This window comes from Bartonella sp. A05, from assembly GCF_026930145.1.
Taxonomy (GTDB): Bacteria; Pseudomonadota; Alphaproteobacteria; order Rhizobiales; family Rhizobiaceae; genus Bartonella.
Map to the genome: position 1 here is coordinate 21,943 of NZ_JANHOJ010000005.1, position 15,880 is coordinate 37,822.

Sequence of the window (15,880 nt, forward strand, 5' to 3'; positions counted from 1 at the left end):
GAATTTTTTGGTTCTATGACGCAATGTTTTTGTGCAATAAAACGATATTTGCATCTTCTCTTTGTGTTATTGGTTGATCGGCTATTAAACTGCTGGCTTTAAATAATTTATAGAATCGGCCACCTTTATCGATTAACTCTTGAAAGCTTCCTTTTTCAATTAAGCGTCCATTATCCAAAAAGAGTATAAGATCGGCGTTGCGTATTGTTGAGAGGCGATGTGCTATGATAAAAGTGGTACGATTTTGACTTATACAATTGATAGCATTTTTAACGCGTGTTTCTGTTTCAACATCAAGAGCACTTGTTGCTTCATCCAGAATAAGAATAGGTGCATTTTTTAAAACTGCTCGAGCGATTGCTAAACGCTGTTTTTCTCCGCCTGACAATTGAGAGCCACGCTCGCCAATTAATGTATCGTAACGATGATTTTTTTTCATAATGAAGTCATGAGCAGAAGCTATATGTGCAGCTTCATGAAGTTCTTCATCCGTTGCAGTTGTTTTACCTATAGAAATGTTGTCGCGAATGCTACGGTCAAAAAGCCCAGCTTCTTGAAACACTGTTGCTAAAGCTTTGCGTAAAGATTCGCGATTAATGGAACGTATATCTATTCCATCAATTTCAATATGCCCAATAGTAGGATCATACACGCGTTGCAACAAATTAATAAGTGTTGTTTTTCCAGCACCAGTTGGTCCTACAATAGCCACAGTTTGTCCTGGTTTTACTTCAAATGAAATGTCGAAAACACCCTGAGAAGAATTTAGGAATTTATAGGTAACATGATGAAATTGGACTGCACCGTTAACATTTTTTAGAGAAGGGAGATTTTCAAGTGTGTTGATATGAAGGGTGGAGTCCTCCATTTCAAAGAATTCTTGTAGTTTAGCTTGTAATGATATTGCTATATTGATGAAGTTGCTCATTTGATCAAGGCGACTAATCATTAATTGAGCAAATCCGACAAAAGCAACAACTTCACCCACACGTAATTGGCCTTTTGTCACAAAAAAAGCACCAAGAAGAAATACACATACTATTGAAATGGTTGATGCCATTCGATTTAAGCCGCTAGCAAGTGCCCACCAATTTAAAACAGGGTTTTGTGCTTTGAGAAGATCGCGTGTATGCTTATGAAGTGCTGCTGTTTCTTCTGCTATTCGGTTATAACTTTGTACAATGGCAACATTGGAAATTGAATCACTAACATGTTTAAAAAGGTTATGATGGTAGCGCTCTACAGAGGCTTGTCCATCTTTTGTTTTTTGCATTACTAAGCGTGCAATTAATACATAGATGATGGCAAGGACAATCAAAACTGTTGAAAGCCGCCAGTTCATATTAAAAGCTATAGGTACTAGAACGAATAAGGCAACAAGCGTTGAAAGATGTTGACGCATAAAATCAAGCCATATGGTTGACATGGAATCTACAGCACGCAATAGCGTATGAAGAGCGTTAGAGGTTCCGCGTTGTTGGTGCCATATTAATGGCATGGAGATAATGCGCTCGAAAGATTCTGTTAAAACAGATAAGCGTCGTCTATGTGCTAAGCGGTCAGCACTGCGAGCCACGAGGACATAAGCAATAATATTAGAAATACCAAAAGCTACCCAGATTACGAGAGTAAGAACAATATCTGATTTTTCTGAAATTGCATCAATGACGCGTCCAAACAAAATAGGTTCTGCAATTGTGATGATAGCTAGTATAATATTAGCAGAACAGATTAAAAGAGATGCATTTTTTTCTCTATTTAGATAAGAAAGAACGCGAGCATAAGTTTTAAATAAAGACACAGGTAATTATCTCCAATAGCTATCACATAATCTTAAAATGAAGATTATCTATTTTAATGCATTGTCTTACCTTTTGAGCTAATAGAATTTACATGCTAAGAAAATGCAATTTTGGATACGGACTGTAATGCAGTGTGATAAAAAGCCACTTCTATAAAATATAGTTTTTTATATTGATAAAGACAGAATAAGAAAACGGATAGATACAAGAATGATATGGCAAGGGAACTGTTATGGTTGGTATAGAAATAAAAAAGATTGAGGCAGACGAAAGTGGAATGCGCTTAGATCGGTGGTTTAAGGTGCATTATCCAGGCCTTGGTTTTGGATATCTACAAAAGTTGCTACGTTCTGGTCAGATACGGGTTGATGGTGGACGTGTTAAAGCTGATATGCGTCTTATCATGGGACAGTCTATTCGTGTACCGCCTTTATCTATTGATAAGAAGGAAAGCCTTCCTATAACGGATAAAACCATTTGTGGGCAGAATGATCGAGATGTTTTGAAAAAAATGCTTCTCTATGAGGATCAGAAAGTTTTTGTTTTTAACAAGCCTGCTGGTTTGGCTGTACAAGGCGGTTCTGGTTTGACCCGTCATATTGATAGTATGCTTGAGGTGTGGCGCAATAGAAAAGGTGAAAAACCACGGTTGGTTCATCGTCTTGATCGTGAGACATCTGGTGTGCTTATTGTTGCTCGATCAAGAGGAGCTGCGCAAGCTTTAACAGCTGCTTTTAGAGCGCGGGAAACGAAAAAGACTTATTGGGCGTTGGTCCGGGGGATTCCTAGAAAAAAACAGGATAAAATTTCAACATGGATGGTTAAAGAGACAACTGCACAGGGCGATACAATGCGTGTTTGTGAACATGGGGAGCCAGATTCTAATCATGCAGTTTCTTACTATCGTGTTTTAGATACGCGAGGGCGGGCTCTTTCATGGCTTGAAATGGAGCCTTATACAGGCAGGACACATCAGTTACGTGTTCATGCTGCTTATATGGATCATCCAATTATCGGCGATTCAAAATATTTTTTTTCTGACAGTAATTGGGAATTGCCGGGGGGAATTCAAAATCGTCTTCACCTTCATGCGCGTCGTATTCGTATACCTCATCCTTCAGGAGGTATATTGGATATTACCGCACCTTTACCACCTCATATGGTCCAGAGTTTTAATCTCTTAGCTTTTAATGAAATGGACAGCGTATAGATATAGAATACTGGAAACAATTGCATTTTATTGTATTTGGTGGTGATAGTGTACTTGTTAACAGTTTTTCTATTACTCACTATTGCATAGGCAACATTTGCAGAATTTTATTATAAGTCACTGGCTTATAGAATTTGAGATATCGTAAGTTTTCATTCAATAAAGTAATCGCGGCATTTTTGATGTAAGGTTATTGATAGTAAAGTGTGAGCAGTGGTTTGAGTTTATAAAAAATGGATATTGTTTTGCATACAATTTGTATGCAAAAGGATAGGTATTTGATGAGCTGCTTTATGCATGGATCAAAAAATATTAAATTGAATACAAAAGCCATGTATTTTTTAGTATGTAATGGCGGATGTCATGCTTCGTTTTCAGATTGTGTGTTAACGCTGCTGGTGTCATAATTTTGTATATAACGTGAACAATTGATAATTTTCTCTCAGCTTTGTTTTACAATAATGTTCATATATGGCACGAAGCTCGGTATCAAAGCGCAAGCATGTTATATTATTGGGAAGGTAATCTTTCGATAGATAGATAGCAAAATGAGTTATCGCAACGGAAATTGTTCCTTTTTAGGATGAACACGTAGTGTCTGTTTTGAGTAAGTTGGTGTGGATTCTATTCTAGAAAACTCCGTCGATTTATTAAAATATTATAGAGGTAGGATGTGATATGCGTGAAATTTTAGAGAATTTAGATACGCCGTTGAATAAAAAAAATGCTGTTTGTAAGCTTCAAAATATTTCACGTCAGCCACTTCCTAAACGGTTTTATGAAAAAGTAAATGTCACATGTGAAGAAGAAGGCTTTTCCATATTATTGGATGGAAGTCCAGTTAAGACGCCTGCAAGGCGTCCTCTTCTTATGCCAACAGAGGCGCTTGCTACATTAGTCGCACAGGAATTCACTATACAGGAAGAAATCATTGATCCGGGAAAAATGCCGATTACACGTTTTATTAACACTGTTATCGATGGTATCGCTGACAATATGCAAGTTATTTTTGAAGATTTATTGCGTTTTGTTGCGTGTGATATGATCCTTTATCGTGCACAAACGCCGCAAGAGCTGGTGAAAAGACAGTGTGAACAGTGGGATTTTTTACTTGATTGGGCAGAAGAAAAATTTGGTATCTGTTTTAATGTAGCCGAAGGGGTTATACATGTTGAACAACCATGGGAGGTTATTCAAGCCGTGAGCCATTATTTACGTCAGGTGGAATCTCCTTATGTGCTTGCCGCACTCCATACACTGACAACTCTAACGGGATCAGCTCTTATTGCTTTTGCCATAGCTGAGAAGAGAATTGATGTTGATAATGCTTGGGCTATTGCTCATCTAGATGAAGATTGGATGATGGAACAATGGGGCATTGATGAAGAAACCATAACACGCCGAGCTTATAAGAAGACAGAATTTAATGCAGCAGCCACAATCATTAAAGTTTGCTTATAAGTAATTTTTTTACTCATACGTTTAAATCTAGAGCTTACTGCGTTTTCATGGTTTTTATTTTTTCAAGCCCTGGAAATACTTGATTGGTTATATCTAGGATTGCTTTATTATTATTTCGGATAAAGTACCAATGATTATTATCGAGCAAAGCAATAACTTCAGTCTGCATGCAGCACTTTTTCTCACCATTGTTTATAATTGCAAATTCTAGAGGTATAACGAAATAGGGCATACCGTTGTCGAGCTTTCCTTCGCGTCTACGTGTTTTATCAATTGTTATATTTTCAATTTTATAATTTTTCGCTAGCTGTTCTATTTGGCTTTTCATGATTTTTTGGAATTGAGATTTATTGAAATTTTTTTCTGCAGCTAATCTATCGATGATTTGGGGTGGGATAGCATTTAAGATGGCATTTGCATCGGCCTCTTGAAGCGCTTTACTATAAGCAAAAGAAGCTTTTTCTAGAGTTATAAGTTCTTCATTGGTAATTATGTAGGCTTGGACTGCTGATGTAATTTGAATTGCTGAGATAATAAAGGAAAAGCATAAAATAACAGAAAAAAACACACGAAATCGTAACATTGGAAACCTTGATAGTTAATTCAAATAGATTCAACTGAATTTATAAAGAACAAGCATACCAGAAAGAGAGTAATTGTGTATTTTAAAAAGAAAATTCCCACAGAAAGAAATAGAACCTATAAAAAAATGGAGACTATAGTCTCCATTTCTAAATTGAAAAGAATAATTAAGCCTTTAAACAGAATAATACATATCAAATTCAACAGGGTGTGGAGTCACTTCATAGCGCAGAACTTCTTGCATTTTTAACTGAATAAAGGAATTAATTTGATCATCATCAAAAACATCTCCAGCTTTAAGAAAAGCGCGATCTTTATCAAGATTTTCGAGTGCTTCACGTAGACTTCCTGAAACGGTAGGGATTTCTTTTAGCTCTTTGGGAGGAAGGTCATAAAGATCTTTATCCATAGCTTGTCCTGGATGAATTTTATTTTTAATTCCATCAAGTCCAGCCATTAGAAGTGCTGCAAATGCTAGATATGGATTAGCTGTTGGGTCTGGAAATCGAACTTCTACACGTTTTGAATTTGGCGAAGAGCCGAATGGGATACGACAAGCTGCGGAACGATTACGTGCGGAATAGGCAAGAAGGACAGGAGCTTCGTAACCAGGAACTAAACGCTTATAGGAGTTAGTAGATGGATTTGTGAAAGCATTGATTGCTTTTGCATGCTTAATAATACCACCAATAAAGAACAAGCATGTTTCTGATAGCCCAGCATATTCATTTCCTGCAAAGGTTGGTTTTCCATCTTTCCAAATCGATATATGAACATGCATACCCGAACCATTGTCACCGAAAACCGGTTTTGGCATGAAAGTTGCTGTTTTTCCGTAGCTGTTTGCAATTTGATGAACAACATATTTAAAAATTTGCATTTTATCAGCTTCGCGAACTAACGTATCAAATCGGATACCTAATTCGTGTTGAGCAGCAGCGACTTCATGATGATGTTTTTCGACGCGTACGCCCATATCCGTTAGTGCAGTAAGCATTTCAGAGCGCATATCTTGGCAGGAATCGATAGGAGGAACAGGAAAATAGCCACTCTTCATACGAGGACGATGACCAAGATTCCCCATTTCATATTCTTTATCATCATTGGATGGAAGTTCGCTTGAATCGAGTTTAAAGCTTGTATTGTAAGGATCAGTTTTATAGCGTACATCATCAAAAATGAAGAACTCTGCTTCTGGGCCAACATTGACTGTATCACCGATACCTAAAGATTTCATATAAGCTTCAGCTCTTTTAGCGATAGAACGTGGGTCTCTACTATAAAATTTTCCAGAAATAGGATCAAGAACGTCACAAAGGATGACCAAAGTAGGCTGAGCAAAAAAAGGATCAATATGTGCTGTTTCTGGATCTGGCATTAGTACCATATCGGATTCATTAATTGTTTTCCAGCCAGCAATTGAAGAACCATCAAACATAATGCCATCAGTGAAGGTTTCTTCGTTGATTTCGGTAACATCCATTGTAACATGATGCAACTTGCCTCGTGGATCGGTAAAACGTAAATCAATGAAGCGTACGTCATTATCTGCGATTTGTTTAAGAATGTCTGATCCGGTTGTCATATTCAATTTCCTTATTGAGCTGAGATGAAGAGAAATGATAAAAATTTTGTGTGTATTCTAAAGAGCATCGATACCAGATTCGCCAGTGCGGATACGGATAGCATCATCAATGGATGAAACAAATATTTTTCCATCACCTATATCTTTTGTTTGAGCTGCTTTGCGTATAGCTTCAATAGCTTGTTCTAAAGCTTCATCAGCAACAACAACTTCAATTTTTACTTTAGGCAGAAAATCAACAACATATTGAGCGCCGCGGTAAAGCTCTGTATGTCCTTTTTGACGACCAAACCCCTTTGCTTCTGTTACGGTGATACCCTGTAAACCAACTTCTTGAAGAGCTTCTTTTACCTCATCAAGCTTGAAAGGTTTTATAATGGCTTCAATTTTTTTCATTCTGAAATTATCTCCAACGTTATTTTACCTTTTTAAGCTACTACGTATCATATTTGCAATTATGGAACGTATTGACAAACACTTTCTGCATAAAGAATTCCAATATAAACGCATTTGTATATTTTTGTTGGAGAAATTTTATTGAAACGTAGAATAAAAAGTTGAAAAAGATATAAATTGATGCGAAATAAAAATGATACGTTGCGTGTTTCTCACTATATTGTGTTTTAATAATTTTATGGTGTGTTTAAGAGATTGGGTTGAGCCAAGGTCGACGCAGAAAAAGTTCTTTTAGGAATTTTCCAGTATAGGAACCAGAAACGTTGATAATATTTTCGGGGCGGCCAATAGCAACGATTTCACCGCCACCATCTCCACCTTCTGGGCCTAAATCAATAATCCAGTCAGCGGTTTTAATAACTTCAAGATTATGTTCAATAACGACGACGGTGTTGCCTTGATCGACAAGTTCATGAAGGACTTCAAGAAGTTTGGAAATGTCGTGGAAATGTAGACCGGTTGTAGGTTCGTCTAAAATGTAAAGCGTGCGACCTGTTGTTTTTCGTGAAAGTTCTTTAGCAAGTTTTACGCGCTGGGCTTCGCCTCCAGAAAGCGTTGTGGCTTGCTGTCCGACTTTAATATAGCCAAGGCCGACTGTGACGAGGGTTTTTATTTTGTTGTGAATAGTAGGAATAGCTTGGAAAAACTCTTCTGCTTTTTCGACTGTCATATCAAGTATATCAGCGATGGATTGTCCTTTAAATTTAACTTCTAGTGTTTCTCTATTATAGCGCTTTCCTTTGCATACATCGCAAGTAACGTAGACATCAGGTAAAAAATGCATTTCAATTTTGATAACGCCATCACCTTGACATGCCTCACAGCGTCCTCCTTTAACATTGAATGAAAAGCGTCCTGCTTGATAACCGCGGGCTTTTGATTCTGGAAGCTCAGAAAACCAATCGCGGATTGGAGTAAATGCACCAGTATAGGTAGCTGGATTGGAGCGTGGGGTACGCCCAATGGGGGATTGGTTAATGTTAATAACTTTATCGAGAAATTCTAGTCCTTCAATTTTGTCATAACTTGCCGGATTGTGATGACTGCTCATGATACGGTTTGATGCGGCTTTAAAGAGAGTTTCTATGAGGAACGTTGATTTTCCTCCACCTGAAATGCCAGTTATGCAAGTGAAGGTGCCAAGAGGAATAGCAGCACTGATATTTTTAAGGTTGTTACCTCGTGCTCCGGTTACTTTAAGTGTTTTTGATTTTGATATTTTGCGTCGCTGAGCAGGCATGGAAACAGCCATTTTTCCTGAGAGATATTGTCCTGTAAGTGAAGAGGGGTTGTTCATAATTTCTTGCGGTGTTCCTTGGGCGGTGATTTTTCCACCGTGAACGCCTGCGGCAGGGCCAATATCAACGACATGGTCTGCGGTGAGAATGGCATCTTCATCATGCTCAACGACGATAACTGTATTTCCAAGATCCCGTAGATGACGCAGTGTTTCTAGAAGACGTTCATTATCGCGTTGGTGTAAACCGATAGATGGTTCATCTAAAACATAGAGAACACCTGTAAGACCTGAGCCAATTTGAGATGCTAGCCGAATACGCTGACTTTCTCCACCTGAAAGCGTTCCTGAATTTCTGGATAATGTAAGATATTCAAGTCCCACATGCTTTAAAAATGCTAGGCGTTCTTGAATTTCTTTTAAAACACGGGTTGCGATATGCCGTTGTTTTTCGTTAAGATGTTGATGAATGTTGGCGAACCAATCATCTGCTTTTAAAATAGAAAGTTCTGATATTTGTCCAATGTGCATTCCATGAATTTTGACAGCTAGTGCTTCTGGTTTTAAACGATAACCATTACAAGCCGGACATGGTGAAGAGGACATATAATGTTCAATTTCTTCACGTGAGCATGCGGAATCGGTTTCTTTCCATTGTCTTTCCATATTCGGAATGACACCTTCAAAACGTTGAGTTATTGTATGAGAGTGCTCACCATTTTTATAGACAAAAGAGATTTCTTTTGTTTTTGTGCCATATAAAATAGCACGTTGCGCTTCATCTGAAAGCTTACACCATTTGTCTGTGAGCTTAAAACCATAAGCTTTGCCCAATGCTTCTAAAGTTTGGTTATAGTAGAGTGAGGATGAGTTTGCCCAAGGTGCAATTGCTCCAGATTTTAAAGTAAGATTTTCATTTGGAACGATTTTTTTTGGATTGATAGCCTTTTTAGTGCCGAGTCCATCGCAAACAGGGCAAGCTCCAAACGGATTATTAAATGAAAAAAGGCGTGGTTCAATTTCAGGAATTGAGAAGCCGGATACAGGACAGGAAAATTTTTCTGAAAAAATGATTCGTTTGTGCGTTTCATTTTTTGATTTATGAGCATTTCCCGTTAAGGTATCTTTTTTTGTAAGAGGTTGGTCTGCCATTTCAGCAATTGCAAGACCATCTGCTAGTTTCAGGCAGGTTTCTATGCTATCAGCTAGGCGAGAAGTAATATCGTTATGCACAACAACGCGATCCACCACCACGTCTATGTCATGCTTATATTTTTTATCAAGAGAAGGAACATCGGAAATTTCGTAGAATTTCCCATCAATTTTGACACGCTGAAATCCTTTTTTTAAAAGTTCTATCAGTTCTTTTTTATATTCGCCCTTTCGTCCTCTTACTAAAGGTGCCATAATAAAAATCCGTGTACCTTCTGGTAAAGCCATAATTTGATCAACCATTTGGCTGACTGTTTGGTGTTCAATAGGAAGTCCTGTAATGGGTGAGTAAGGAATACCGATACGCGCAAAAAGAAGGCGCATGTAATCATGAATTTCGGTAACGGTACCGACTGTTGAACGGGGATTATGGCTCGTGGTTTTTTGTTCAATGGAGATGGCAGGAGATAGACCGTCTATTTTATCGACATCTGGTTTTTTCGTCATTTCTAGAAATTGTCGCGCATAAGCAGAAAGGCTTTCAACATAACGGCGTTGACCTTCGGCATAAATTGTATCAAAAGCTAAGGATGATTTTCCTGATCCCGAAAGTCCTGTTATAACAATCAGTTTGTCACGGGGAAGGTCAACATCAACGTTTTTAAGATTATGTTCACGGGCACCGCGAATAGAGATATATTTTTGATGAGACATATTTACCCTTAGCAGAATATGAATAAAATTAGATATTAAACATTAAAATCATTTCTTGAAAGTTATAATGCGTTCGATTGTTTTAATGTGATAGGATAATATAAGTTCTGTGGAAAGCAGGATAAAGATAGCAGCTTTTCATTCTCGATGATGGAATAAACTATGTTATCATATTTTCTTATAATGGGGTGGTTTAGAATTTTGGAGTTTATGCGATGGCTGGTAGCCTTAATAAAGTTATTTTAATTGGTAATCTTGGCGCGGATCCTGAGATCCGCCGTTTGAATTCTGGTGATCAAGTCGCAAATTTGCGTATTGCTACTTCGGAAAGTTGGCGTGATCGCAATACGAATGAACGTAAAGAACGCACCGAATGGCATAGTATCGTTATTTTTAACGAAAATCTTATTAGAGTTGTAGAGCAATATGTAAAAAAAGGCAGCAAGATTTATATTGAAGGTCAGTTGCAGACACGCAAATGGCAAGATCAAAACGGTAATGATCGTTATACAACGGAGATTGTTTTACAAAAATACCGTGGTGAACTACAGATGCTTGATAGCCGTGGGGTAGGTGGGGGAGACCAAATGTACAGTGCAAATCAGTCGAGTAGTAGTTATGACAGTAGTGGTTTTGGTCAGAGTAATACTTTGTCAGAAGGGAATTTTTCAGACCGGTTAGATGATGATGTGCCTTTTTGATAATTTATAAGAGAGAATGATTATTGCTGTTTGAGTTTTTTGATGAGGAGAATGGCGTTCTATTTAGGACTTATCCTTCTAAGAGGGAATGTAAGCGATGTGTATTCAATTGAATAGTCGAAGTTATAAATAGTGTGCTGAAAATTCTTGTGGCAATAGTGTGTTAAATCTTGTTTGAAAGAAGGTATTTTGACAATATCAAAGTACGGCAGGCTAAGCAACGATTATCGCTTTTATACAAAAGTGGTGGTCATCGTTGTTAAGGGTTTTTGTTAACTCTTTATCTAAAATAATGCATGGTTTCGTGTATATATTTTTCTATTGTTTTTAAGTTCAGGAGAGAAAGTTTTGCTTTTTTAATACATGATTTTTAATACAAACACATAACACATTGAAAATTATAGTTAAATTTCTGTTCTGTTATAGGAATAGAAATTAGCATTTTGACATATTTTTCGGTATAAAAAACAAAGTGATTCCTTTTTGAAAGTATTGAAACTGTGACCGATTTTACTCCACTGCCGGAATCTGATGTACCAACCGGTATTGAACCAGTTAGTATTATTGAAGAGATGCAGCGCTCTTATCTCGATTATGCGATGAGCGTAATTGTGTCGCGTGCACTTCCTGATGTCCGTGATGGCCTTAAACCTGTTCATCGGCGTATTCTTCATGCGATGAATGAGATGGGGCTTTCTTTCAATAAGTCGTATCGTAAGTCAGCTGGTGTTATTGGTGAAGTTATGGGGAAATTTCATCCCCATGGTGATGCTTCAATTTATGATGCATTAGTGCGTATGGCACAGGATTTTTCTTTAAGGGATCCGCTGATTGATGGGCAAGGAAATTTTGGCTCTGTTGATGGTGATCCGCCTGCAGCGATGCGCTATACAGAATGTCGTTTAGAAAAAATTTCAGAAGAACTTTTAGTTGATATCGACAAAGATACCGTTGATTTTCAAGATAATTACGATGGGCGTGAACGTGAGCCTGTGGTTTTGCCAGCACGGTTCCCTAATCTTTTGGTCAATGGGTCAGGTGGGATTGCTGTGGGAATGGCGACGAATATTCCGCCCCATAATCTTGGTGAAGTCGTTAATGGCTGTATCGCTTTGATTAATAATCCTAATATAACGCTTGATGAAATAATTGACATTATTCCTGGTCCTGATTTCCCTACGGGTGGTATTATTCTTGGTCGTTCTGGTATTCGTTCGGCTTATGAAACTGGGCGCGGTTCAATTATTATGCGTGCTAAGGTTGATATTGAAGAAATTCGAAATAATCGACAGGCAATTATTGTAAACGAAATACCTTATCAGGTTAATAAAGCGGCAATGATTGAAAAAATTGCTGAGTTAGTGCGTGATAAGCGCATTGAAGGGATCTCTGATTTACGTGATGAATCTGATCGCGATGGGTATCGGGTGGTTATTGAGCTAAAAAGAGAGGCTGTTGCTGATGTTGTTTTGAACCAACTTTATCGCTATACGCCGCTGCAAGCTTCTTTTGGTTGTAATATGGTTGCCTTGAATGGAGGAAAACCTGAACAAATGGCGTTGCTTGATATTCTTCGTGCATTTGTTTCTTTCCGTGAGGAGATTGTAAGTCGGCGGACAAAGTATTTATTGCGTAAAGCGCGTGAGCGTGCGCATGTTTTGGTTGGCTTGGTTATTTCTGTTGCTAATATTGATGAAGTTATTGCGTTAATTCGTAAGGCTCCTGATCCACAGACAGCGCGTGTACAATTAATGGAGCGGCGTTGGTTGGCTGCTGATGTAGCACCTTTAATCAAGCTTATTGATGATCCTCGCCATATCATTCATGAAGATAATACTTATAATTTATCTGAAGAGCAGGCGCGCGCTATTTTGGAATTACGCTTACAGAGGCTGACAGCGCTTGGTCGTGACGAAATTGCTGATGAATTAAATACAATTGGAGTAGATATCACCGATTATCTTAATATTTTATCATCGCGTTCGCGGATTATGAGCATTGTTAAGGATGAACTGAGTGCTCTTCGTGAGGTATTTGCAACTCCTCGACGGACTGTATTTGGTTTTGGTAGTGCTGAAATGGATTGTGAAGATCTAATCGTGTCTGAGGATATGGTGGTAACGGTTAGTCATGGTGGATATATTAAACGAGTACCTCTAAATACCTACCGTGCTCAGCGTCGCGGTGGTAAGGGGCGTTCCGGTATGTCCACAAAAGATGAGGATTTTGTAACCCGTTTATTTGTGGCCAATACACATGCGCCGGTTCTTTTCTTTTCATCGCGTGGAATTGTTTATAAAGAAAAAGTTTGGCGCTTGCCTGTTAGTACACCGCAATCTCGCGGGCGAGCTTTGATTAATATGCTTCCCTTGCAACAAGGGGAGCGCATAACAACTATTATGCCTTTGCCAGAAGATGAATCAAGTTGGGGCGAACTAGACGTTATGTTTGCAACGACGCGTGGAACTGTTCGCCGTAATAAATTGTCAGATTTTGTTCAGGTTAATCGTAATGGTAAAATTGCCATGAAATTTGATGAAGAGGGAGATGAAATTCTTTCTGTAGAAACCTGTACAGAACATGATGATGTTGTTCTTACAACCGCCAAAGGACAATGTATTCGTTTCCCAGTAACTGATGTCCGTGTATTTGCTGGTCGTAATTCGATAGGTGTGCGTGGTATCAATGTGGTTGATGGTGATAAAGTCATTTCTATGACTATTTTAGAGCATGTTGAAGCAACATCGGTTGAGCGTTCTGCCTATATTAAACGGATGATCAGTGAGCGGCGTGCGGCTGGTGCTGATGCTGAAGAAGTCGTAATCGTTGATGAAGATGGCGGGGCAAACGAAGCGGAATTATCGGATGAGCGTTATGCAGAGCTTCGTGCTCATGAGCAAATGCTTTTGACGGTTAGTGAGTTTGGTTATGGAAAACGATCGTCTTCTTATGAATTCCGTATTTCTAGGCGTGGTGGAAAAGGAATTCGTGCAACTGATCCATCTAAGACTGCTGAAATTGGTAAGTTAGTGGCTGCTTTCCCGGTAGAGGCGCAAGATCAAATTATGTTGGTTTCGGATGGGGGGCAACTTATTCGCGTTCCTGTTGATGGTATCCGTATAGCTGGCCGTTCAACAAAGGGGGTAACAATCTTTAATACAGCAGAAGGCGAAAAAGTTGTATCGGTTGAGCGTATTTCTGAACCTGAAGATGATGACAGTGAAAAGAGTTCCGATACGGTTAATGTTAGCGAATCTGATAGGGTTGATATTAGCGGAGTGGAATAACTCTAAAGTCATTGGAGTAAAATGATGACAATTGCTCTTTATGCCGGTTCTTTTGATCCTATCACGAATGGTCATCTTGATGTTTTACGAGGCAGTTTAGTACTGGCCGATGAAGTGGTTGTAGCAATTGGGATACGGGCAAGGAAAGAACCACTTTTTAGCTTTAAAGAGCGTGTTGATTTAATTAAACAAGTAGGAGAAGAGCTATTAAATATAGGATCTGATCGATTGCGAATTATTTCATTTAATAGTCTTTTAATTGATAAGGCGCGTGAAATTGGTGCTTCACTTCTTATTCGTGGTTTACGGGATGGTACTGATCTCGATTATGAAATGCAAATGGCGGGGATGAATGGGATTATGGCTCCTGAGTTGCAAACTGTTTTTTTGCCAGCAAGTGTTTCTGGTCGTGCGATTACTTCTACATTGGTGCGCCAGATTGCTGCGATGGGGGGCGATGTTTCACCTTTCGTTCCTCAACATGTTGCACAAGCTTTGCGTTTGAAATTTAAAGCTTCAGGGGAAAAATAGTATGTTTCTTAGAATTTTTACAGTTGTAACATGTATTTGTTGTTTGCTTTCATTTCGTGCCGTAGCAAATGATAATAATACTCTTGTTTTATCTCTAAGGGATGGAGATGTAATTATTCGTCTTCGTCCTGACCTTGCACCAAAACATGTTGCTCAAATTAAAAAATTAACAGAAGAGGGTGCATATAATAATATTGTATTTCACCGTGTTATTCCTGGCTTTATGGCGCAGACTGGCGATGTAAAATTTGGAAGAAAAGGCAGTGCTGATTTTGATTCTAAACGTGTTGGAACGGGTGGTTCAAATTATCCTAATTTAGTGGCAGAGTTTTCAAATCAACCATTTAATCGTGGTACTGTTGGTATGGCGCGTGCACAAGATCCAAATTCCGCAAATTCGCAATTCTTCATTTGTTTTGAGAAGGCACATTTTTTAAACGGTCAATATACTGTTGTTGGAGAAGTTGTGCAAGGAATGGATGTTGTTGATAAAATTAAAAAAGGCACTGTAGACAATAATGGATCTGTCAAAAATCCTGATATTATCAATGCTGCCTATTTGCAAGCTGATCAATAAGCTAAAGGAGTAGCTACATGGCTGAGATTAAAGATCCAGAAAACACCTTAATTCTTGAAACAACAAAAGGCAAAGTCGTTATTGAGCTTTTTGCTGATTTGGCTCCTGGGCATGTTGCACGTATTAAGGAGCTTGTGAATGAAGGTGCTTATGATAATGTTGTATTTCATCGCGTTATCGATAATTTTATGGCTCAAACTGGTGATGTACAGTTTGGAAAAAAAGACAGTGAGAAATTCGATGTGTCACGAGTAGGTATGGGTGGTTCAAATAAGCCTGATCTGAAAGCAGAGTTTTCTAATCTTTCTCATAAACGCGGTACAGTTTCTATGGCTCGAAGCCAGAATCCGAATTCTGCTAATTCACAGTTTTTTATCTGTTTTGCAGATGCTCCTTGGCTTGATCGCCAATATTCCATTTGGGGGCAGGTGATTGAAGGTATGGAAAATGTTGATAAAATCAAACGTGGTGAACCTGTTGTGGATCCTGATACAATTATTAAAGCTACAATTGCTGCGGATATGAAATAGTATAGAAGCATGACAGAATAACTGTTGCTTATGATTTATTATAAGTTGCATGAGA

Annotated in this window: 12 protein-coding genes; 7 read left to right on the forward strand and 5 right to left on the reverse strand. The window is 38.4% G+C overall.

Annotation, left to right across the window (positions count from 1 at the left end):
- Positions 1-13: 13 nt before the first annotated feature.
- On the reverse strand, positions 14-1,801 hold the full coding sequence (locus NPX98_RS05725) for a glucan ABC transporter ATP-binding protein/ permease (protein WP_269023198.1): 1,788 nt from the start codon (positions 1,799-1,801) through the stop codon (positions 14-16).
- A gap of 233 nt (positions 1,802-2,034) precedes the next feature.
- On the opposite strand from NPX98_RS05725, the gene NPX98_RS05730 reads away from it, so the two are divergent.
- Positions 2,035-3,012, forward strand: coding sequence for an RluA family pseudouridine synthase (locus NPX98_RS05730; RefSeq protein ID WP_269023199.1), 978 nt, complete (start codon positions 2,035-2,037; stop codon positions 3,010-3,012).
- Positions 3,013-3,690: 678 nt separating this feature from the next.
- The gene (locus NPX98_RS05735; protein WP_269023200.1) at positions 3,691-4,473 is read left to right on the forward strand and encodes an ATP12 family chaperone protein; all 783 of its coding nucleotides are present in this window, start codon (positions 3,691-3,693) and stop codon (positions 4,471-4,473) included.
- 34 nt (positions 4,474-4,507) lie between these two features.
- Here NPX98_RS05735 and NPX98_RS05740 read toward each other — a convergent pair whose 3' ends face one another.
- The 4 genes from NPX98_RS05740 to uvrA all read right to left on the reverse strand — a co-directional run bounded on the left by NPX98_RS05740 (position 4,508) and on the right by uvrA (position 10,199).
- A complete protein-coding gene (locus NPX98_RS05740; protein WP_269023201.1) occupies positions 4,508-5,056 on the reverse strand; it encodes a hypothetical protein in 549 nt (182 codons plus the stop codon).
- A gap of 174 nt (positions 5,057-5,230) precedes the next feature.
- Positions 5,231-6,640 (reverse strand): type I glutamate--ammonia ligase, encoded by a 1,410-nt coding sequence (gene glnA / locus NPX98_RS05745; RefSeq protein ID WP_269023202.1) that lies wholly within the window; start codon positions 6,638-6,640, stop codon positions 5,231-5,233.
- 57 nt (positions 6,641-6,697) lie between these two features.
- Complete coding sequence (locus NPX98_RS05750; protein ID WP_269023203.1) at positions 6,698-7,036, reverse strand: P-II family nitrogen regulator; 339 nt, start codon at positions 7,034-7,036, stop codon at positions 6,698-6,700.
- A gap of 247 nt (positions 7,037-7,283) precedes the next feature.
- Complete coding sequence (gene uvrA, locus NPX98_RS05755) at positions 7,284-10,199, reverse strand: excinuclease ABC subunit UvrA (RefSeq protein ID WP_269023204.1); 2,916 nt, start codon at positions 10,197-10,199, stop codon at positions 7,284-7,286.
- 215 nt (positions 10,200-10,414) lie between these two features.
- On the opposite strand from uvrA, the gene ssb reads away from it, so the two are divergent.
- From ssb to NPX98_RS05780, 5 genes are all read left to right on the forward strand, one after another.
- Positions 10,415-10,900, forward strand: coding sequence for a single-stranded DNA-binding protein (ssb, locus tag NPX98_RS05760; protein WP_269023205.1), 486 nt, complete (start codon positions 10,415-10,417; stop codon positions 10,898-10,900).
- Positions 10,901-11,400: 500 nt separating this feature from the next.
- Positions 11,401-14,187 (forward strand): DNA gyrase subunit A, encoded by a 2,787-nt coding sequence (gene gyrA / locus NPX98_RS05765; protein ID WP_269023206.1) that lies wholly within the window; start codon positions 11,401-11,403, stop codon positions 14,185-14,187.
- 21 nt (positions 14,188-14,208) lie between these two features.
- Complete coding sequence (coaD, locus tag NPX98_RS05770; RefSeq protein ID WP_269023207.1) at positions 14,209-14,718, forward strand: pantetheine-phosphate adenylyltransferase; 510 nt, start codon at positions 14,209-14,211, stop codon at positions 14,716-14,718.
- A gap of 1 nt (position 14,719) precedes the next feature.
- Positions 14,720-15,295 carry a peptidylprolyl isomerase gene (locus tag NPX98_RS05775; protein ID WP_269023208.1) on the forward strand — a complete coding sequence of 192 codons (576 nt, stop codon included), beginning with the start codon at positions 14,720-14,722 and terminating at the stop codon, positions 15,293-15,295.
- 17 nt (positions 15,296-15,312) lie between these two features.
- Positions 15,313-15,825 (forward strand): peptidylprolyl isomerase, encoded by a 513-nt coding sequence (locus NPX98_RS05780; protein ID WP_269023209.1) that lies wholly within the window; start codon positions 15,313-15,315, stop codon positions 15,823-15,825.
- Positions 15,826-15,880: the final 55 nt, after the last annotated feature.